18 protein-coding genes and 1 tRNA gene are annotated in these 19,742 nt (G+C 57.6%); 9 read left to right on the forward strand and 10 right to left on the reverse strand.

From position 1 onward, the window contains the following. The first annotated feature begins 9 nt into the window (after positions 1-9). Positions 10-921: an AEC family transporter gene (locus J0909_RS07780; protein WP_207261865.1), complete on the forward strand. Its 912-nt coding sequence runs from the start codon at positions 10-12 to the stop codon at positions 919-921. 33 nt (positions 922-954) lie between these two features. Here the strand turns inward: J0909_RS07780 and J0909_RS07785 are convergent, their stop codons facing one another. From J0909_RS07785 to J0909_RS07805, 5 genes are all read right to left on the reverse strand, one after another. Beyond that, entirely contained in the window at positions 955-1,977 is a 1,023-nt protein-coding gene (locus J0909_RS07785) for a type I glyceraldehyde-3-phosphate dehydrogenase (RefSeq protein WP_207261866.1), read from the reverse strand. Positions 1,978-2,077: 100 nt separating this feature from the next. Then, positions 2,078-3,322, reverse strand: coding sequence for a dicarboxylate/amino acid:cation symporter (locus J0909_RS07790; protein ID WP_207261868.1), 1,245 nt, complete (start codon positions 3,320-3,322; stop codon positions 2,078-2,080). Positions 3,323-3,394: 72 nt separating this feature from the next. Continuing rightward, the gene (locus tag J0909_RS07795; protein WP_207261870.1) at positions 3,395-4,600 is read right to left on the reverse strand and encodes a threonine synthase; all 1,206 of its coding nucleotides are present in this window, start codon (positions 4,598-4,600) and stop codon (positions 3,395-3,397) included. A gap of 49 nt (positions 4,601-4,649) precedes the next feature. Next, on the reverse strand, positions 4,650-5,033 hold the full coding sequence (locus J0909_RS07800) for a RidA family protein (RefSeq protein WP_207261871.1): 384 nt from the start codon (positions 5,031-5,033) through the stop codon (positions 4,650-4,652). 38 nt (positions 5,034-5,071) lie between these two features. After that, positions 5,072-5,773 carry a helix-turn-helix transcriptional regulator gene (locus J0909_RS07805; protein ID WP_207261872.1) on the reverse strand — a complete coding sequence of 234 codons (702 nt, stop codon included), beginning with the start codon at positions 5,771-5,773 and terminating at the stop codon, positions 5,072-5,074. 439 nt (positions 5,774-6,212) lie between these two features. Between J0909_RS07805 and J0909_RS07810 the strand changes: the two genes are divergently transcribed. Next, the gene (locus J0909_RS07810; RefSeq protein ID WP_207261873.1) at positions 6,213-6,704 is read left to right on the forward strand and encodes a hypothetical protein; all 492 of its coding nucleotides are present in this window, start codon (positions 6,213-6,215) and stop codon (positions 6,702-6,704) included. 418 nt (positions 6,705-7,122) lie between these two features. Here J0909_RS07810 and J0909_RS07815 read toward each other — a convergent pair whose 3' ends face one another. Both J0909_RS07815 and aldA read right to left on the reverse strand, forming a co-directional pair. After that, entirely contained in the window at positions 7,123-7,806 is a 684-nt protein-coding gene (locus tag J0909_RS07815; protein ID WP_207261874.1) for a DUF554 domain-containing protein, read from the reverse strand. 166 nt (positions 7,807-7,972) lie between these two features. Then, positions 7,973-9,409: an aldehyde dehydrogenase gene (gene aldA / locus J0909_RS07820; RefSeq protein ID WP_207261875.1), complete on the reverse strand. Its 1,437-nt coding sequence runs from the start codon at positions 9,407-9,409 to the stop codon at positions 7,973-7,975. 315 nt (positions 9,410-9,724) lie between these two features. On the opposite strand from aldA, the gene J0909_RS07825 reads away from it, so the two are divergent. The 6 genes from J0909_RS07825 to J0909_RS07845 all read left to right on the forward strand — a co-directional run bounded on the left by J0909_RS07825 (position 9,725) and on the right by J0909_RS07845 (position 17,401). Continuing rightward, positions 9,725-9,811 (forward strand) — tRNA-Leu (locus tag J0909_RS07825). A gap of 205 nt (positions 9,812-10,016) precedes the next feature. Next, positions 10,017-12,590: a DUF927 domain-containing protein gene (locus J0909_RS07830; RefSeq protein WP_207261876.1), complete on the forward strand. Its 2,574-nt coding sequence runs from the start codon at positions 10,017-10,019 to the stop codon at positions 12,588-12,590. 388 nt (positions 12,591-12,978) lie between these two features. Next, entirely contained in the window at positions 12,979-13,197 is a 219-nt protein-coding gene (locus J0909_RS07835) for a hypothetical protein (RefSeq protein ID WP_207261877.1), read from the forward strand. 162 nt (positions 13,198-13,359) lie between these two features. Then, a complete protein-coding gene (locus J0909_RS07840) occupies positions 13,360-15,750 on the forward strand; it encodes an AICE element replication initiation protein (RefSeq protein WP_207261878.1) in 2,391 nt (796 codons plus the stop codon). 274 nt (positions 15,751-16,024) lie between these two features. After that, complete coding sequence (locus J0909_RS18375; RefSeq protein ID WP_286181886.1) at positions 16,025-16,150, forward strand: hypothetical protein; 126 nt, start codon at positions 16,025-16,027, stop codon at positions 16,148-16,150. Between the two features lie 21 nt (positions 16,151-16,171). Beyond that, a complete protein-coding gene (locus tag J0909_RS07845) occupies positions 16,172-17,401 on the forward strand; it encodes an RHS repeat domain-containing protein (protein ID WP_502757436.1) in 1,230 nt (409 codons plus the stop codon). Positions 17,402-17,813: 412 nt separating this feature from the next. On the opposite strand, the gene J0909_RS07850 is transcribed toward J0909_RS07845, so the two are convergent. After that, a complete protein-coding gene (locus J0909_RS07850; RefSeq protein ID WP_207261879.1) occupies positions 17,814-18,329 on the reverse strand; it encodes a hypothetical protein in 516 nt (171 codons plus the stop codon). A 9-nt stretch (positions 18,330-18,338) separates the two neighbouring features. Beyond that, positions 18,339-18,683 (reverse strand): hypothetical protein, encoded by a 345-nt coding sequence (locus J0909_RS07855; protein ID WP_207261881.1) that lies wholly within the window; start codon positions 18,681-18,683, stop codon positions 18,339-18,341. Positions 18,684-18,860: 177 nt separating this feature from the next. Between J0909_RS07855 and J0909_RS07860 the strand changes: the two genes are divergently transcribed. Then, complete coding sequence (locus J0909_RS07860; RefSeq protein WP_207261882.1) at positions 18,861-19,187, forward strand: helix-turn-helix domain-containing protein; 327 nt, start codon at positions 18,861-18,863, stop codon at positions 19,185-19,187. 76 nt (positions 19,188-19,263) lie between these two features. On the opposite strand, the gene J0909_RS07865 is transcribed toward J0909_RS07860, so the two are convergent. Then, on the reverse strand, positions 19,264-19,662 hold the full coding sequence (locus J0909_RS07865; RefSeq protein ID WP_286181890.1) for a hypothetical protein: 399 nt from the start codon (positions 19,660-19,662) through the stop codon (positions 19,264-19,266). Positions 19,663-19,742: the final 80 nt, after the last annotated feature.

The raw sequence follows: 19,742 nt of genomic DNA on the forward strand, positions 1-19,742 counted from the left end.
GTACCGAATATGTCCCCCGTAGTCCTCGCCATTTTGCCCATCTTCGGGCTGATTCTCGTCGGCTTTGTCCTGCATCGCCTCGATTTTCCCGGCGTGGGCTTCTGGCCCGTATCCGAGCGGTTGACCTACTACGTGCTTTTCCCGGCCATGCTCGTCAGCGGCCTGTCCGGCCGGCAATTCGACGCCTCTTCCCTGGGGCTGGTCCTGACCCTGGTTTCGGCCATCTGCCTGGTGGGCGCGTTTCTGGTCTTCACCCGGACCATGTTTCATCTGGACGGCCCTGTCTTCACCTCGGTCTTCCAGGGGGCCATCCGGCCCAATACCTATGTGGGGATGTCCGCCGCCGCCGCGCTCCTCGGGCCGGATTGGATGGCCCTGTCCGCCGTGGCCCTGCTGACCCTCATTCCCCTGGTCAACGTGCTCTGCGTGCTCGTCCTGTCGCGCCACGGCAAGCATGGTGGCGGGCTTGGCCGCGTGGGCCTCGAACTGATCAAGAACCCGCTTATCCTGGCTTGTCTGGTCGGCATGCTTTTCAGCGTTTTCAACCAGCTGCCCCGGCCGCACGTGCTCATGGAGCTGCTGGCCATCCTGGGCAAGGCCGCCCTGCCGCTCGGCCTGCTCGCCGTGGGCGCGGGCTTGCGCTTCGACGGCCTCGGCGCGTCCACTTTGCCCGTGGCCCTGGCCTCCCTGGCCCACCTGGTGGCCTTGCCCCTGGCCGCCTACGGCTGCGCCCGGCTTTTCGGCGTGTCCGGCCCGGCCGTGACCACCGCCCTCATCTACACCGCCATCCCGGTGTCGGTCTCCGCCTTCATCCTTGCCCGCCAGATGGGCGGCGACCATGAGGTCATGGCCCTGATCATCACTGCCCAGACCGTGCTTTCCGCCCTGACCATGCCCTTCGTCCTCGCCCTGTTGGGATAGGCGCGCCTCGCGCATCCGGCTGGGACAAGGGCCCTATTCGGCGGCTGCGGAAGATTTCGCGGTGGGAGCGCCGGCCAGCGTATCCAATTTGTGGAGGAGGCGGAGGATCTGGTTGGAAAAACCGGCCTCGTTGTCGTACCAGGCCAGGAGGCGAAGCAGGGTTCCGTCGGTGACGACCGTCATTTCCTCGTCGACCACGGAGGCGTATGGCGAGCCGGTGAAATCGGAAGACACGAGTGGCTCCGTGCAATAAGCCATGTGTTTGTCGGCCGCGTCGCGCAGGACGGCCCGCACCTCGGCCGTGTCCGTTTTTCGTTTCAGTTCGCAGACGAGGTCAATGAGCGCCACGGAGGCGACCGGGACCCGTAGGGCCGTCCCGAAGAGTTTTCCCCGCAGTTCAGGGATGACCGCGCCGAGGGTTTCGTGCGCGCCCACCGGGGTGGGGACGATGTTTATCGCGCATGCCCGCGCTCGGCGTATGTCGGCATGGCTGCCGTCCAGGACGCGCTGCCGCAGGGTGTAGGGATGGACCGTGGTCATGTTGCCGTGGACGATGCCGAACGCCCGCTGGACCTGCCGGATGGGCAGGGCAAGGCAATTCACCGTGCAGGAGGCGTTGGATATGACGGTGTGCCGGTGTCGCAGGAGGCCGTCGTTGACCCCCATGACCACGGTGATGTCCGCGTCCGGGGAGGGCGCGGCGATGACCACCCGCTTCGCTCCTTTGGCCAGATGGCGTTCGGCCGAGTGGCGGTCCGTGAGCACCCCCGTGCATTCGACCACGGTGTCCACGCCGAGCGCCCCCCAGTCCCACCCGTCGCCGGAGTGCCTTGAATAGGTGACCGGCGAGCCGCTCAGCAGGAACCCCCCGGGGCCATTGGGGGTCGCCTCGGGGAATGGGCCGTGGACGGAATCGTGTCGCAGTAGGTGCACGGCCTCGTTGACCGGCATGATGTCGTTGACGGCGGCCAGGGCGAGAGAGCGGTCCTGCGCGAGCAGGCGGGCTAGGTAACGTCCTATCCGGCCGAATCCGTTGATGGCTATGCGCTGGGGCATGGTTCGCTTCCTCGTTTTGATTCCGGCTCAAGACCGCAGCAGGGAAAGCCCTTGCGGTTGCCCGGGCTTTCCCTGTGTGGTTGGGGGTGGAGGAGATTGATTAAGCTACGGTTTGCGTTTCCTCGACGACTGCTTCGGGGTTCAATTCGCCTTCGGATTTGGCCACCACGATGGCGCCGGTGGCGTCTCCGAGAACATTGAGGGTCGTGCGGCCCATGTCCAGGAGGCGGTCCACGCCAGCCACGAGGGCGATGCCTTCCATGGGCAGGCCGACCTGGGTGAAGACCATGGTCATGACGACCAGGGCCATGGAGGGGACGCCCACGGAGCCGATGGAGGCCAGGACCGCCATGAGCAGGACGGTGAGCTGCTGGTTGAAGCTCAACGGGATGCTGTAGACCTGGGCGACGAACACCGCGGCTATGCCGAGGTAGATGGCCGCGCCGTCCATGTTGACCGTCGTGCCCAGCGGGATGGTGAAGCTGGAGATGTTCTTGGGGACGCCCAACTTACGGGTCGCCTCCATATTGGCCGGCAGCGCGGCGGCGCTCGAGCAGGTCGTGAAGGCGAGCAGCAGCGGCGTGCTGATGATCTTGAAGAAGACCTTCAGGTTGACGCGTCCGTACACCGTGACCAGCGGGAGGTAGACCGCGCAGATGTGGATTATGCAGACCACGTACATCAGCACGATGAGCTTGATGAGGGGCAGCAGGACGGCCAGCCCGTAGGCGCCCACGGTGTAGGCGATCAGAGCGAACACGCCGTAGGGGGCCAGTTCCATGATCATGCCAGTGAGCTTGATCATGACCTGGTTGATCTGGTCGAAGATGTTGAGCAGCGGTTTGACGGGCTCACCGATCGCGCTCATGGCGAAGCCGAGGATGATCGCGAAGAAAATGATTTGCAGCAGATTGCCGTCGGCAAAAGCCGCAGCCGGGTTGAGCGGCACGATATTCAACAGGGTGTCAACCATGTTGGGCGGCGCCACTTCTTTGATTTTTGCGCCGGTGGTCGCCAGATCCAGCCCGATGCCGGGGTTGACCATGTTGGCGAAGAAGAGTCCCAGGGCGACCGCCACGGCGGTTGTCAGCAGATAGTAGGCCAGCGTCTTGGTTGCGATTCTGCCCAGCTTGGCAGCGTCGCCCATGCCCGCCGCACCGGACACGAGGGAGGCAAAAACCAGGGGGACGACGATCATCCGGATACAGCGAATGAACAAGGTTCCAACAGGTTTGAAGATGGTGGCGTCCATTCCGGCAACTTGCCAGATGAAACCGGCGGCTACGCCCAGGATAAGCCCAATGCCCATTTTGGCCGGGAGGCCCATATTCTTCCATCGTGCCATTTTGCTCTCTCTTTGTCTTATCGGGTTGGGGCGGCATCCCGAAGGATGCCGCCGGAATGGTCTACCGCCTGATTATCCTTGGGAGATGTCGTCCGTGGGGGCCAACAGCGGGGGCTCGATGTTCACCGTCTGGGGGTACTTCAGCCCGGTTCCGGTGTTCAGCAGGACCACTTCCTCTTCCGGTTTGATCCAGCCGGAAGCGAGCAGCTGCTTGGCAGCGGCATAGGTCGTCGCGCCTTCGGGGCAGATGAAGTTGCCTTCGGCCCTGGCGATTTCCTGTTGGGCTTTGAGGGTGTCCGCATCGTCGATGGCCACGGCGCAGCCTTTGGTGTCGTAGATGGCTTCGAGGACCAGGAAGTCGCCGAGCGCTTTGGGGACGGTGATGCCGAAAGCGCAGGTCTCGGCGTTATCCCAGAACTCGGAGGAGTCCTTGTGCTCGTCGAAGGCCTTGACGATGGGCGCGCAGCCGGTCGCCTGGACCGCGACGAGGCGGGGCATCTTTTCGCCGATCCAACCCATTTCCTGAAGCTCCTTCAGGGCCTTGTAGATGCCGATGATTCCGACGCCGCCACCGGTGGGGTAGAGGATGACGTCCGGGACGCGCCAGCCCATCTGCTCGGCGATTTCGAGGCCCATGGTCTTCTTTCCCTCGATGCGGTACGGCTCCTTGAGGGTGGAGGCGTCGAACCAGCCGAATTTCTCGACGGCCCGGGCCACGATCTTGCCCGCGTCGCTGATCAGGCCGTCGACGAGGTACAGGTCCGCGCCGGTGATGCCGACCTCTTTGCGATTGATGGCCGGAGCGTCCTTGGGCATGACGATGACCGAGCGGATGCCCGCGGCGGCGCAGTATGCGGCCCAGGAGCCGCCGGCGTTGCCGTTGGTGGGCATGGCCAGGATGTCGATGCCGAGTTCCTTGGCCCGGGAAACGCCCACCGTCGCGCCGCGCGCCTTGAAGGTGCCGGTGGGGATGATGCCTTCGTCCTTGATGAACAGGTTCTTGAACCCGGCCTGCTTGCCCAGATTGTCGAATCTGCACAGCGGGGTCATGCCTTCGCCGAGGCTGACGATGTTCTTCTCATCCTTGACCGGCAGAAGCTCCCGGTAACGCCAGAGGGTGGCGGGCCGTTCGAGCAGGGCTTCCTTGGTCAGCGCCTTCTTGACCTTGTCGAGTTCATAGCGAACGACCAGCGGAGCGCCGCATTCGCAAAGCTGGATGCGTTGTTCGCTGTCATAGGTCTTTGCGCACTTGGGGCATTCGAGGTGTTTTACAAACATGGCTCTACCTTCTCTTTTAGTGTGTTGCGTTGACTGTGTTTGGCTTGAGCTACTTGACCAAAGCGACGGCTTCGATTTCGATTTTGACGTCCTTGGGCAGACGGGCGACCTCGACGCAGCTGCGGGCGGGAGCCTCGGCTCCGGCGTACTCCGCATAGATCTCGTTGACGGTGCCGAATTCGTTCATGTCGGCGATAAAGACCGTGGTCTTGACCATGTCGTTCAAAGAGCTGCCGGCGGCTTCCAGAACGCGTTGGAGGTTCTTCAGCACCTGGTGCGTCTGTTCGCGGATGCCGCCTTCGACGACCGTTGCGGACGCGGGGTCCAGCGGAATCTGGCCGGAAGTGAAAACCAAATCGCCAACCTTGACCGCCTGGGAGTAGGGGCCGATGGCGGCCGGGGCGGCCTCGGTGCTGACAATTTTTTTGCTCATTTCAATATCTCCTGTGATAGTTTTAGGTTATGGTTAATTTAGCGTTTTGATCCCGAGCGGATCCGTTTCAAATAGCTGTACACGGTGTATTTAGAGATACCCATGCTCTCCGCGACGTGATCGACCATGCCCTTGATCATGAATGCGCCGTTGTTTTCCAGGATGGTCAGGCAATGGATCTTTTCGTCCTTGTCCATGGCCGCGGGGTGCTTGCCGACCGTCTGCGCGGCGTTCGCCATCATCGCTTCGTTGGTCTCCAGCACGTTGCTCGCGAAGGTTTCCATCTCCGCATGATCGGGCGGGGCCTCGTGGAACTGGATCATCCGTTGGATGTGGGAAACCGTGTTGGAAAGTTCGGTAATATCGAAATTGATGCACAGCGCTCCGATGATCGTGCCGTTCCCGTCGCGCAGAAAGACGGTGGAGGACTTCAGGTCGTGGCCGTCTCCGGTCTGTGTCCGGTAGTTGGCCAGATCCTCGGTCGCATCCCCGCCTGCCCGCCAGGCCTTGAGGACCAGGTCGGTAATCGGCGCGCCGATTTCCCGCTTGGTGATTTCCCCCTCGAGGTGGATGAGGGAATGCTCTAGGTCCCGGAAATCATGCACCGCTACTTCGGTGTTCGGGCCGAAAGTCTGAGTAAGGACTTTCGCAATGCGCTTGGCATTGTTGAAAACCAGTTCACGGGCGCTGGAATCTTTTGCTTTTTTTTGTGTGGTGCCTTTTGTTTTTTCGCTTGCCATGTACAGTCTCCAGACGTCTGGTTTGTGCGGCGACGCGCGGGCCGCCGCGGATTGTGTTTGCGCAAATCACATTGCCGAAGGTCCGGCCGGATTCCGGGAGGGGAAGCCTCGTCAGAATTCCCCGCGGCATATTGCCGCCCGATTGAACCGATGGTGTCCGTCGGCATCGACGAATTTACCTTCATACAAAAAATTTGATTGTGTCAATAAAATTTTTTGTATTAACAATAAAAAATTGTAATCACCAAAATGGTTGTATTTTGAGACTGAAAAGAGTGGGGCGCTTTACGGGGAAGGTGGAAGCCGAACAGTAGAGCGCCGGGGCCGGACAGGAAAAACAGTCCGGGCGGTTGTGGCGGGGCGGCCCCCCTTGATTTAAGGGGGGAAGTGAGTAAGTATGCCGCTGAGTTCATGCTCACGGCACCATAAGGAGTATATAATGGCTAAAGATTTCAGAGAATATCTTGTCGAGGCTTCCCGGTCCGACGATTTCGGCCGCGTGTTCAAGGAACTGGCCGTAGGCTTCAAGCTGTTCGTCTCGTTCCAGGCCAGCGACGTGCATGCCTGCACTCCGGAAAAGACCCTGGACGACATCCACGAGTATACCCACTGGGAGGTCGCCTTGCGTTCCACCACGCCGCCCATCGATACCCCCGGCATCGGGCCGTGGATGTTCCTGCGCGAAAAGGAATGGGCCGAGCCCTTCGACCGTCCCGAGTTCCAGCGGACCATGATCGGTGAATTCATCCCCACCGAACACTGCCAGCAGATTCTTGAGGATTGTATCGCCTACGCCATGGAAAAGGGCCATATCGAATCCGAGGCCGAGATCCGCACCGTGGAGCCGGACGAGGAAGTCAAGAAGATGGGCTGCGGCGGTTGCGCTGCCAAGAAGAAGCCCGCCGCAAAGACGGAAGCGCCCGCCGAATAGATCCCCCCCTTGGAATGCCAAAAGGCCCGTCTGGTTTCAGGCGGGCCTTTTTTTGGGATTTATACAGCTAACTCCCTTTTCGCAGGCGAAAAGCCGCGTGGTGGAAAAAAGATCGCGCCGAAGGCGCAAAAATGGGATGCAAGGGCGTGAGTCCTTGCCCGCCGGAGGCGAACTCATTTTGATTTTCGCCGCAAAGCGGCTTTCAACACCTGGTTTTTCCCAGGGAGCTAAGGGGATAGCTCCTTTGTTAGGGAGTTATCCCGGTGGCCTCATGAAGGGGAAAATCGGACTATGCAGGTCGCTCCGCAGCGAGAGGTCCCGCGCCCCTGCATCCCGCTCTTGCGTCTTTGGCGCGATCTCCCGGCTCATTCCGATATCCAGTGCCATGACCTGGCGGGTTTTCAGGCCCGGGGAGCGGTCAGCCGAAGAAATAGGTCAGGACGATGACGTAGCCCAGGGCAGGGAGCAGGTTGGCCAGCCGGATCTCGGTCAGTTCCAGGAGGTTGATGGCGATACCGATGATGAGCAGCCCGCCGCAACCGGTGATCTGGGCGATCATCAGGTCCGAGAAATATTGCTGGAAGAAGGAGGCACCCAGGGTGATGGCGCCTTGGTATAGCAGGACCGGGATGAAGGAGAAGATGACCCCGGTGCCGTAAGTGGCCGCAAAGGCGATGGCCGCGAAGCCGTCCAGGATGGATTTGGTGTAGAGGATGGTGGTGTCGCCCCGAATGCCTTCCTCCAGCGAGCCGACGATGGCCATGGCCCCGATGCAGAAGAGCAGGGAGGTGGTCACCAGACCGTCCGTGAAGGAGGCGTTCTTGGAGCGCACCAGCTTTTTGAACCGGTTGCCCATCCGCTCGAGCAGGGTGTCCAGACGCAGCCATTCCCCGGTGATGCCGCCGAGCAGCACCGCGAAGATGACGATCAGGATGTTTTGCACCTTGAGCGCCATCTGGACGCCGATGAGCAGTACGCACAGCCCCAGGCCCTGGAACACGATGGATCGGATGCGTTCCGGGAAACGGGATTGCAGGATGCAGCCGATCAGCGAACCGCCGATGATGGCGCAGGCATTGACGAGGGAACCTGTGGGCAGCATGAACATTTCCTCATTCGTGAATAGACGGGGACCGTATCCGGGGGAGCTACCACCAACCCGCTTCAGTGACAAGAAATATGCGTCCGCTCCGGCGGAGAAGGTATGCCCCGGGACATTCCCGAAGCGGGCCCGTCCGCAGTGCGGCCGGGCCCTTTTGAGTCGGAGGCTAATACTGGATGTAGGCGACGTGGGTCTGGAGGTATTCGTAGAGGCCGTGCTTGCCGTCGGCGCCGCCGATGCCGGACTTGCGCCAGCCTGCGTGGAACCCCTGGATGGATTCGAAGTGCTCGCGGTTGACGTAGGTTTCGCCGAATCGGAGTTCGTTGATGGCCCGCATCATCTTGGTCACGTTGTTGGTGAAGATGGAGGAGGTCAGGCCGTACTCGCAGTCGTTGGCCATCTCGATGGCCTGGTCGAAGTCGTCAACTTTGACCACGGGCAGCACCGGGCCGAAGATTTCCTTGCGGACGATCTCCATGTCCTGCGTGCAACCGGCGAGCAGGGTGGGCTCGTAGAAGTAGCCCGAGGGCTGGTTCTCGGCGCGCTTGCCACCCACCAGGACCTCCACGCCGTCGGCCTTGGCCGTGGAAACCATGTCTTCGATCTTGCCGAGCTGGGCGGCGTTGATCTGGCAGGCCATGTCGGGCGCGGGATCGGCGAAGGGATCGCCGTAGGTCACGGCGGCCATGGCCTTGGTCATGCGCTCCATGAATTCGTCGTAGACCGGTGCCTCGACGTAAACGCGCTCGGCGCAGTTGCAGACCTGGCCGGAGAAGATGACGCGTGAGGCGACCACTGCCTTGACGGTCAGGTCCATGTCGCAGTCGGCGCAGACGATGACCGGGGCCTTGCCGCCCAGTTCAAGCGAGGTCTTGGTGATGTTTTCGGCGGTGGAGGTGATGATCCGTTGGCCGGTCTCCACGCTGCCGGTCAGGGTGACCAGGCCGACCTCGGGGCTGCGCACCAGGGCGTCGCCCAAGGTGGAGCCACCGCCGGACACGAAGTTGAGCACGCCCTTGGGCAGGCCGATGCCGGCGATGAGCTTGGCGAATTCGAAGGTGGTGTTCGGGGTGTCGCTGCTCGGCTTGAGGATGATGGTGCAGCCGGTCAGGATGGACGGAGCGACCTTGCGGGCCATGACGAAGAACGGGAAGTTCCACGGGCAGATGCCGACCACCACGCCGATGGGCTGGCGGTAGAGCAGGATGTTTTCGGTGGGCCGGTCGCTCTGGATGACCTCGCCCTCGTATTTGTTGGACCAACCGGCGTAGTAATCGAAGTACGCCGCAGTGGCGTCGATTTCCACCTGGGCCAGGGGCAGGACCTTGGCCTGTTCCTCGGCCAGGGTGCGGGCGAGCATTTCGCGGTTGGCCCGGATGGCCTCGGCCATCTTGGTCAGGTACGGGGCGCGCTCGGAGCAGGGCCTGGCCCCCCAGGCCTTCTGGGCGGCGGAAGCGGCTTCCAGCGCCAGGGCTGCGTCCTCGGCATTGCCTTTGGGAGCCATGGCCACGACCTGTTCGGTGAAGGGATTGATGACCTCGAACTGCTCTTTGGAGACCGCGTCGCGGAACTCGCCGTTGATGTATTGCTGATATGATTTCATGAAAACCTCCTGGATTCAGGCTGGTTGGTCTGCCACCGGCAGGCCCGACCCCGGGCCGTGCCACCGCCGGGTGACAAAGAAGGATGCCATCCAGACTGACAGAAGCCGAAGCCGGGCACAACCCCCTTTCGGCAGATATTCAGGTTCATTGCCGAAAGGGGATGGCGTTTGAGACGGGCCTATGGGCTGGACGGGCGCATTCCGCCGCCGGGCCCGTCTCCACCCGTTTTGCGAGTTCCTGCCTCGAGGCTCGTCCTTTCTCACAAGGGCATTGACAGAGGCACCGCTGCTGCCCTATGAGATAACCTCTTTCACGCCAGGGTGGCGGAATTGGTAGACGCAGCGGACTCAAAATCCGCCGGTAGCGATACTGTGAGGGTTCGAGTCCCTCCCCTGGTACCAGAATAAAATCAAGGCTTTAGAGGTAAAATAAAAACCTCTGAAGCCTTATTTTTTAGAGGTATTTTCTTCTACGCCACAAATTTGCCACAAAATTTGGGAAAGTGATGCTTGGAGCTTTGCACCATTCAAGTTATGAGTCTATCAAGTAAAATCTGAGCCAAACTAACGTGGAGGGATTCTTCCGCCAATATGTTCGGAGACACCTATGATCGGCCATAAACACTATGCAACACCATCCGGCATGCCACGCCCCCTTTCGAGAGCGTGCGGTCGTGCCAACGGCATGCCGCTACCGGTTACTCTCCCTGTGGGCATTCCCCCTGCGTCCGTTCTGTCATGGTGTACTCGACAGAGGGTGGAGTCGGTCTCCGTTTTTTGCAAGGATGAATTTGGAAACCTCTTTGGTGATTATCTTGTCCGTATCAAGGGGGATTCTTTCGAGCGTGCCGTCTCTGGACTGTTTGAGTACTGGGCAGTTCTTGTGAACGGATTTGCTGTAGCCGAGGACCAATTGACGATCTTCAGGTGTGAGGATGTCCTCTTTCTACAAGTTGATGCTCGTTCCTTTTGCTCCGAGCGAGGGTATGGGCAGCTGGATTTGATATACGAAGGCATGAACCAGAGGCTGCAGGAAGCTTCCATTTCTACCGCGTGCAGCATAGAGGTTGTCAGGTCTATTGACCCGTTCTTGCGTTACCTAACCCTTTTTGATGAAGAATGGCGGACAAAAAAGGATTTGTTGGAGAGTCTTGATCCTGAAAATGATATCTCACATCTGTTTCGAGATCATAATGGCGCAGAGATAAATTGGATTGAATATTATACCCGGCACCGGCCTGACCCGTCAGAAAGGGTGTCCTTGCTTCGGGAAGTTTTTTTGAGGGCCAGGCATGCCGTCGAGAGGAGCAAGCAAGCCATCCCCCAGCATTTCGGCAACCTCAAACGATGTGCTTTGTTACAGGATGTGGCCTCCACGACCGTATGGGAAGATGAAGATGAACTGTCGCTCCTTGGCGGTGTCTGCAATGCGTTGAATATCCGATCATTTCGCCGCCTGTGTGTATGCGCGGGCATTTTCAATCCAAGAATGCGGAAAGCGGATCTCGTTTCTTCATGGCGTGCCCACGACATGCCATGCAGGGCGTGCGCGGCATTGGCGTCGAAGTTCAATTATACGTGCCCGGAAGATTGCGGGGTAACAACACCGTTGGCGTTGCCGTATATGCCGCCGGATGCGCCAGGGCCATCTTCCGTCTTTTTTGAAGATGACAGGTATGTTTACCACTCCGTGGACGGCGATCGAAAGTTCGCAGAGAGGGTCTGTTCTTCCTATGATGTGGTAAGGGCGCTTTGCGACCATCGGGGGGATTATTGGGGCTATGTCGTAACTCCGGATAAAAGAGCGACCTATTATCCGCTGAAAATACGTGGAGAGAGCAAGAAATCAGTACTATCCTCGCTTGAGGAGATCGGGGTAAAGGTTTTCAACAAGAATTTAGCGTATCAGTATGCTCTATCGACAGACAGCCAAGGGAGTATCCCGACAGTGGTTGGTACCTACCATGCCGGTTGGAGTTCACTGTTCGATAGCCCGACATATTCGTTTCCGTATCGGCAGTTGTCAGATGTTCACCCCGTGCCCTTTTTGCCGGAGGCTGGATACAAGACAAAGCATGGCCTTTCCGGGACGCTTGGAGGCTGGCTCGATGGTCTGAAAGGCGATCCTTTCATCGATTGGGAACATTTGGCTCTGGCCGTCGCGTTTGCCGGGCCTTTGCTTCGGTTGGTCCATTGTCCCAGTTTTGTGGTCCACCTCTGGGGGGGGCCCCCTGAGGCCCGAAAGCATCTGCTGCGTCTTGCCTGTTCAGTCTGGGGAAGTCAGTATTTTGCGCATAGTTTCGCTTCCATATCGGATGAACTCGGGCCGATTGCGGCTGCGCACAACGATGGTTTGATCGCCATCAATTTCAGTGAATCCGTAAGTGACACCAAGGCGCGGAATCTTCTGAAGCGGCTGCTGGGCGGGAGCCTCCTGGACGCGCCCTATGGATCGCCTCTCAGGCACGCAATTTTTTCAACGGGAAAAAAGCCGGTCAAAGTGGAGAACGGGGAGTGGCAAATCATTAATCTTGAGTTGCCAGATCCCTGTTGTGTCCCGCGCCGCAACACAGTCCAATTCAGGGCCAATTATGGGCATGCCGGAAAACGTGTTGTTGAGCATTTGTTGCGGGTCATGGGTGGTGATGACCTGAATGCCCAGGTTGAGTATGTCAAACAGGGATCAGTTTTTGCCCGATTGAAAACGATAGCAGAGCCATGCTCGCGTCTTTTAGCCACAATACAAATTGCACTGGGGCGCGGGTATCAAGCACTCGGGTATCCTGTCGGCGAGGCCGGAGCTGAATCCTTTGGAAGGCTATGGCCCTTATGGCTGCAGGGGAGAACCGAAGTTGAGAGAGAAGCGATTCTCCTGGTTATGGATTCCATCCGGACGGGGGCTTATCCTGAGCGGTTGGGGGATGCGGCCAAATGCCTAACCCATGTTGATTACGATGGGTATCGTTTCACCGAGGGGAAGATGAGAGGTGTGCTTTTCCCCACAAAGAAATTTAAAGAACTGTTTTGCGCCACCGTCACCCCAAAGCGATTGGCCGAGTTGCTATACGTCGATGGATTGCTGGTCAAAGGAGAAGGGGGTGGCTTCACGAGTCCTCGCTGGATTCCCGGCTTGAGACGAGCGCTTCGTGGCTACTTTTTACGACTGCCGAGACGCGCGTAACCAACATCACTCCCGGTTTTATCGTTTTTCTCTGTCTGCCGTGCCCGTGTCTGTTGGGCTATTGGATAACACTTTGTAATAATTGTCATTACAAAATACATATTTTTATTCAAATACAAAATACATTTTTTATAATTACTTAATACAAAATTTAACAATCTAAAATACAAATTAAAAAATCACAATTTTTAAGAAATTTTTACTGTATAATTAATGTATTAGATCATATTCACATAGAGAGTTTTGGGTGATAGTAAGCATTACATTAAAGACGAATATAGTCATGCTTTCCAGCCTGCCTCGCTGCCCTATAGCAAATTGCCAGGCGTGTATTTTTTTATTCACCGGTGACATCCTATGAAGTTGAAGTAAGATTAGGAGGTTACACGTGGAAAATCTTAAAAAGCAACTGGCAGATCATTTGCCACCGGTTTTTGCCGGAACTTCACTCGACAGTCTGACTGGTGACGCCGTCCGATGGCGAACGGTCCAGAACCTGAAATCGTTGAAAAAAATCCCAGAGGACTGCTTCAAGCGCCAGGGGACACGCAAGATGTTGATCATCCGCGATCCGTTTTTAGATTGGTGGATGCAACAGCTCGACTAGGGTTTTTGCCTTGATCGTAAGGCGAAAAAGGCCGGGAGAACGACTCTCCCGGCCTTTTCACGTTTAATAAGGAAAAGAACTATGAAACCTATACGTTTTTGTGCCCCGCTGAACGGGGACAGGCCAGGCCCTTGGAGGATGATCGAGGACTCTCATGAAGCCATGGAACAGGCCAAGCGAGAAGGAGCTGCATTCCTGTCGACCATGGCTTTCGAATATGAGCCCCAGGAGGGCAAGGATGAACCCCGCCGTCATGGTGATCTCGTTTTTGATTTTGACCACAAGGAGGATCCCGAAATTGCCCGGAATGATTGCATCCTTCTTGTGCAATATCTGAGACGAAATGGTGTGGACCCGCACCTGCTCGGCCTTTTCGTTTCAGGGCGGAAGGGCTTCCATATAATAGTCCCCACTTATTTGTTCGGGGCCACAGAAGGCGATCCGTTGCTGCCCATGATCTACCTGCGGATGGCACAGTATATCTCGGTCCGACTTTGGCGCGGCGGAACGACTAGCCTCGATTTCAGCATGTATGCGATGGGCAAAGGGAAGCTCCTCCGGTTGGAGAACGTGCGTCGTGGCATTGGCACGTATAAGGTTCCGATCACCTGGGAAGAATTGTCCGGAATGTCATATTCAGAGTTGGCCGAATTGACGGTTGCTCCTCGACAAATCGAACAGAGACCGCCTTCATTGAAGGTCGTTGAACCGCTTGCGGCGATGTTTGCATATAACCGAAAGATGGTTCATTGCCCACCTAGCAGCGAATTGGTCGATACGACGAAATTCATCATGCAATGCAAGTTCGTCCAGCATTGTACACGGAATGCCGCGTCGTTGAGTGAGCCGGAATGGCACGCGATGCTTTCCGTACTGAAGGGATTGGGACAAGAAGGCCGTTGGCTCGCTCACGACCTGAGTTGCGAATATCCTGGATACAGTCGCGCCCAGACCGATAAGAAATTCGATCGGGCCGTACCCAACATGAGCTGCGAGAAGATCAAAAAGCTCTTCGACTGCGATTGTGAATGCGGTGTGCATACGCCATCCATGCTGTGGGCGACTGCCAACTCGGGAGAGTCCGCCAATGCGGCCAAGTCCTCCGAGGCGGAAAAGCTCATCAAGCTGGCTGACACATTCGATCTGTATCCGTCCGAAAATGGGTTGGCGTACGCCGATGTGATGGTCGATGGGCATCGCAAAACATTCCGGGTGGAAAGTCGGGACTTCCGGGAAATCTTGAGGTTTTTGCACTATAAGCAGACCGGAAAGGCGCTCAAGGCTCTCGCCGCGAACGACCTGATTGGGTACATGGAGGCCAAAGCGCTCCACGGCGGTGCGAAAGCGAAGGCGGTGTACACGCGCGTTGCGCATTGCGGCGACGTGGTCTTCATCGACCTTTGCGACGAGAAGTGGCGTGCCGTCGAAATCACGGCAGAGGGATGGAAGGTCGTGGACAAGCCTCCTGTCCGGTTCAGGCGAGTTATGGGAATGCAGCCCTTGGTCGCGCCTGCCGCAGGTGGTTCCGTCCATGAACTCGGGAAGCTGTTGAATGTCGATGAAGGCGCGGCGATCCTGCTTGAGGCGTGGTTGCTTGGTGCTTTGTCGCCCGGCCCGTATCCGGTCCTTGTCCTCGAAGGCGAGCAGGGAACGGCCAAGAGTACGACGACGGAGATCCTACGGCAGTTGATCGATCCCTCGATAGCCCCCACTCGCTCGGCTCCGCGCTGCGAGCAGGATCTGGTTATCGCGGCGCACAACTCGCATGTGATCGCCTTGGACAACTTGTCTGGCTTGTCCCCGTGGATATCGGACGCGCTATGCAGGATCGCCACCGGCGGCAGCTTCTCGATGCGAAAGCTGTACACGAACGAGGACGAGGTATTGTTCACCGTCATGAAGCCCATCATCCTCAACGGGATTGATCAGCTTGCGGAACGGCACGACCTGGCCGACAGGTGCCTCAGGGTAACGCTGCCGGTCATACCGCCAAGTCAGCGTTTGACCGAGACGCAACTCAAAGCGGCATTTGACGAAGCCGCTCCCAAGATACTCGCCGGACTTTGCGATGGCGTGTCTTGCGCCTTACGGAATCGCACCCGTGTCGAGGTCGAAAATCCGCCCAGGATGGCCGACTTCACGAAATGGTGCGTGGCTGGGGAAGACGCGATGTCCTGGGAACCGGGTGCCTTTCTGCAAGCCTACCGGGCGAACCAGAGCGAGTCTGTCGAGAAAGCGCTCACTGCGGATCACGTCGCCAACGCGATCATAACGCTGATGCGGAATCGTTCCGCCTGGGAAGGGACTCCCTCCGAACTCCTTCAGGTGTTGGAAGAGGTCGTCGGAGAGCGGGTGGCTCGGCTTCATGTATGGCCGAAGACCGCGACTTCGTTTGGCAAGAATCTGACCCGAGTCCAGGCTTTCCTCCGCAAGTTCGGCATAGACGTCAACCGTCAGAGTGGGGGGAACCGAACCATAACCATGACGAACGAACAGGCCGAGTCTGCCGTAAATGTCCATGTGGGCATGAGCGTCGGCGAGGTCTTCGAATAGATCGAAATCAGGGCCGCCAGGGGTACTCCCTTGGCGGCCCTCTTTTCTGCTGCAGGTCGGGCGGTTGGGGCGGAGGAATACATGTTTGAAAAACCTGTCAAGCACGATCAATCGACACAAACCTGTTTTTTAGCGACGGCTGCGTGCATTTTGCCGACATGAAGTCGTTGTTGACCGACAACGCCGTGTTTCGCTCATTTGGGCCGAAAAAACCATGGTACGCTTTCCGCAAACAAAGACAGGGCCGTCAGCTCAGTGGCCCGGAGGAGATCATATGAGCGTATTTGAAATGAGGCTGAAGCATGACCCAAGCGGTCGAATCGCGGAGATTTCCGAAACCGTGGCCGGTCGGCGCATTGTCTGGAAGTATGCCTACGAGAAGGCCGGGAGGCTCTTTTAGGCGCATCTGGACAACCGGCTTATCTGCCAGTGCTATTACGACAGAGACGGCCGCCGCCAGCGGGACTATTTCCCGGCCACCGTGGGGTCCAGCTACCGCGACTACCGGTACAATCTGGACAATCGGCTGATGAGCGCGGGTAACAATGGGTTCACGCACGACGAAAATGGGTTCCGGTCCATCTGGTCGAACGGCGGCACGTACCACCTGTACGAGTACGCGCCGGACTACCGGCTGCTCAAGATGGAAGTGGAGAACCAAGGCCGCGTCTACGCCTACCGCCACGACGAGGACGGCAGGCGGGCCGCCAAGTATTGCAACGGCCAACTCGTCGAGGCCTACCAATGGCTCGACTTCGTCCGGCTCGGCGCGTTCCACGACGGGCGCATGGGTTACGAATTCGGCTACGCGGACAACGAACGGCTGCCCTCGGCCATGCGGCGCGAGGACGGGGCCGTATTTACTCTGCACTTTGATCAGGTCGGCTCCCTGCGCGTGGTTGCCGACGCGGACGGCGACATGATAAAGGAAGTTCTCTACGATCCCTTCGGCAGGATCATCGAGGACAGCAATCCGGGCCTGCGCGTGCCCATAGGCTTTGCAGGCGGCCTGCATGACCGGGACCTGGGTTTTGTCCGCTTCGGCTGGCGGGACTACGACCCCTTCACCGGCAGGTGGACCGCGCCCGATCCCATCGGGGACAGGGGCGGCGATCCGGACTGGTATGGGTATTGTTTGGATGATCCGGTGAACATGCACGACCCCATGGGGCTGTTCGCTTGGGTCCCGGTTGCAGGAGCCGCGATCGGCGCGGGCTCCAATGCCTACGACAATTGGGATGATTGGAGAAGCGGCAAGATGAGCACAGGGGACTATACCAAATCGGTCGGCTTGGGCGCTGCAACCGGCGCGGTGAGCACCATGGGAGGAGGCATTGGTTCAACCCTTCTGTTTGGTGGCGGTGCAGCTGCCTTGAATGAAGCCGGGAGTCAGTATATCAAGAAAGGCAAAGTCGATGATGTCGGGAAAGTTGCTGCATCTGGAGTAAGTGGTGCTGTCGGTGGTGCGATCGGAAAGACAGGTAAGGCTGTCGGCAAAAATTTCGGCAGAATTACACCGCCTAAAACCATACCTCCCAAGCCGCTGAAAGATGCAAGTAACCTTGGAGGTGTTGTCGGCTCAACCGTTGGCAGTGAATATACCGATTCTTGGCTGAGTAAAGCCCTGGAAACCGGGAAGAGGCAAAAGTGATAGCAGGTCTCGTCTTTTGGATTATTGCAAGCATTGTTTGCTCTGTTGGTGGAGTCGTCTTCATACGAGAGTGGTATTACTCTCGGCATACAGACCTCCGCCCGTTTTCATGGAAACGGTGGTTCAACAAAGATGAAGGCCTGAACCCGCGTGAGAAGCTTATCAACGGGATCATATGTATCATCATTGTTGCGTTTGCGACATTGGTCTTCCTGTCTTCCCTTTAGATTCACCGATACGCCCGAGGCAAAAGCCTCGGGCGTGTTTGATTTGTTATGGTGAGTGCTGGGCGGCATCATCATCTGGCGGACTGATTTTCGTAAGGCGATTATAGCCGCCCGTGTCGCCCTAGCTTATCAGGAAAGCAGTCAAATTTGAAAAAGGAGGGAGCAGCCATGTCTCTCCTTTTCGTTTACAACAGTTTGTAGACCTGTTTCACCTTGGGCGTCCCCTCATCGTAGGCAAAGACGATCTCGGCGAAACGGATAAACGTCCCGTCGATGGACGCGCCCATGCCGCAGACGTCGCAGTGGGCCATGCCTTTGAGGGTCAGTTCGGGGCCGTCCAGGTTGGCCGAAGCGCCGCACTTCATGTTGGGGAAAGCTATATCTTCGCCGTTGATGCTGACCACTTCATAAAGCGAACATGTGGTCATCCGGTCCACGTTCATGCTGTTTCCGGCGAGGAATCCGCGATTCCCCCTGGCGGAAAGCCCCACGACATTCCCGTCCCCGTCCTGGAACAGGATCATCGAGTCGTAATCGAAATCGCCGGGCAGGAACATCAGGATGTTTTCTGCAGCCTGATACATGGCGGATTTGGCCTCGCCCGTAAATTCCTCCCTGGTGATGTCGTCGGATTGGCCGCAACCGGACAGTAAAAGCCCGGTGAGCAACAGGCACAGTCCTATCCATTTAGTTTTGCTCATGATCGGAACCTACTTCATTTCGACGATCATGCTTATGAACAGAATGCCGCCAACGGCGATGCCGATCAACTGCGGGCCGCACATCCAGAAAAACCGCGCCTTGAGCAGGCCGAGAAACCCGCCGGTGGTGAAGATCATGTCCGGAATGATCAGCTTGCGGATGAAATCGGCAATCAGAAACCCCAGAAATCCGCCCACGCTGCCGCCGATGGCCCCGGCCAGTTTCATCAGGAAACCTGACGCGATCTGGGTGTTGACGAACGTTGCCCAAAATCCCCAAGCGATGCTGAGGATCAGATAGAAGATGTAGTAGGCGTTCTTGCCGTTATTGCTGCTGATCTCTTTAGCTTCCATCGGTACTGCTCCATGTTGAGATTGAAAGGGGAAATGAGACTCCGGTCACCAAAAGAAGGCCATTTTTGATGACGTTTAACACCTACAAGTGTTAAACGTCCAGTATTTATGAAACGTGCACCGGGTTTTTCTTTGTCCGGCTCTCACCCATTGTAGAACGCAATCGGAGGAGCAAGGATGAATGAGGCTTTTGAAAAAATCGGATCCAGGATCAGAGAACTGCGGAAGGCGTGCGGCCTCAGCCAACAGTCCTTGGCCGAGAAGGCGGGTATCAGCTACAAATACCTCGGCGAAGTGGAGCGCGGCGTCGGCAAATTATCGGTCAGGGTGCTGTTGCAGATAGCCGGAGCACTCCGGGCAGACGCCAGCGAACTGCTTGATGTCGAAAAAGCAGAGTCGGCGAATTTGTCCAAAGCCAAGTATTTCCTGTCTGAACTTCCCGAGAAGGAACTCGCCGTGGTCCTAGATATGATGGAGTCGTTGAAGCGACATTCCGGGGAATAGCGTCCAGCCGTGGAGTATCCGTTCTAAAGCGGGAAAGGGCTTTGAGTCTTTTGGAGGCTGACAAGAGCCTAACTAATCAAAATTGTACGAGTAATCTCTTTTCGACATGGTCCACACGCCACTTCTTGCCTTGGTCATCAGTCAAAATGACGGAGAAAATGGATTCCCCAATTGAGGCGGTATGGTTGTCTTCGGAATAATCATCGATGCCGAATTGGGCGGATAGAACGGCTGAGCTGACAGAGCCGGGAGGTGTCAGCTTTTGGGTATTCCGGAGGAGCGTCCGCTGGCACATCTCGGCAAGGACTCGGTTTCTGTCCGTGTTGAATTCGGCAGGCTCGATCCGTAGCTCAATAAGGTTAATGGTCACCGTCGGAATCCCGAGCTTGTGCGCCAGCCATGCGTAATGCTGGGCTGAGCTGGCAAACATATGGGCGAGGCCGCTTGCGAAGCTCTTGATGTGCTTTCGGCCCAAATGGCCGGTTCCCGAGGTCTCCCTAGAGGGTGTCATCTACTGATGGTCCTAGGACTATGTGCCCGATTCCCCGTGTCCTC

This window comes from Desulfovibrio sp. Huiquan2017, assembly GCF_017351175.1.
Taxonomy (GTDB): Bacteria; Desulfobacterota; Desulfovibrionia; order Desulfovibrionales; family Desulfovibrionaceae; genus Pseudodesulfovibrio.

Coding starts and splice junctions, on each gene's coding strand:
- J0909_RS07780 (WP_207261865.1), top strand. CDS start 10: ATGTCCCCCGTAGTCCTCGCCATTTTGCCCATCTTCGGGCTGATTCTC.
- J0909_RS07785 (WP_207261866.1), bottom strand. CDS start 1,977: ATGCCCCAGCGCATAGCCATCAACGGATTCGGCCGGATAGGACGTTAC.
- J0909_RS07790 (WP_207261868.1), bottom strand. CDS start 3,322: ATGGCACGATGGAAGAATATGGGCCTCCCGGCCAAAATGGGCATTGGG.
- J0909_RS07795 (WP_207261870.1), bottom strand. CDS start 4,600: ATGTTTGTAAAACACCTCGAATGCCCCAAGTGCGCAAAGACCTATGAC.
- J0909_RS07800 (WP_207261871.1), bottom strand. CDS start 5,033: ATGAGCAAAAAAATTGTCAGCACCGAGGCCGCCCCGGCCGCCATCGGC.
- J0909_RS07805 (WP_207261872.1), bottom strand. CDS start 5,773: ATGGCAAGCGAAAAAACAAAAGGCACCACACAAAAAAAAGCAAAAGAT.
- J0909_RS07810 (WP_207261873.1), top strand. CDS start 6,213: ATGGCTAAAGATTTCAGAGAATATCTTGTCGAGGCTTCCCGGTCCGAC.
- J0909_RS07815 (WP_207261874.1), bottom strand. CDS start 7,806: ATGCTGCCCACAGGTTCCCTCGTCAATGCCTGCGCCATCATCGGCGGT.
- aldA (WP_207261875.1), bottom strand. CDS start 9,409: ATGAAATCATATCAGCAATACATCAACGGCGAGTTCCGCGACGCGGTC.
- J0909_RS07830 (WP_207261876.1), top strand. CDS start 10,017: ATGATCGGCCATAAACACTATGCAACACCATCCGGCATGCCACGCCCC.
- J0909_RS07840 (WP_207261878.1), top strand. CDS start 13,360: ATGGAACAGGCCAAGCGAGAAGGAGCTGCATTCCTGTCGACCATGGCT.
- J0909_RS18375 (WP_286181886.1), top strand. CDS start 16,025: ATGAGCGTATTTGAAATGAGGCTGAAGCATGACCCAAGCGGTCGAATC.
- J0909_RS07850 (WP_207261879.1), bottom strand. CDS start 18,329: ATGAGCAAAACTAAATGGATAGGACTGTGCCTGTTGCTCACCGGGCTT.
- J0909_RS07855 (WP_207261881.1), bottom strand. CDS start 18,683: ATGGAAGCTAAAGAGATCAGCAGCAATAACGGCAAGAACGCCTACTAC.
- J0909_RS07860 (WP_207261882.1), top strand. CDS start 18,861: ATGAATGAGGCTTTTGAAAAAATCGGATCCAGGATCAGAGAACTGCGG.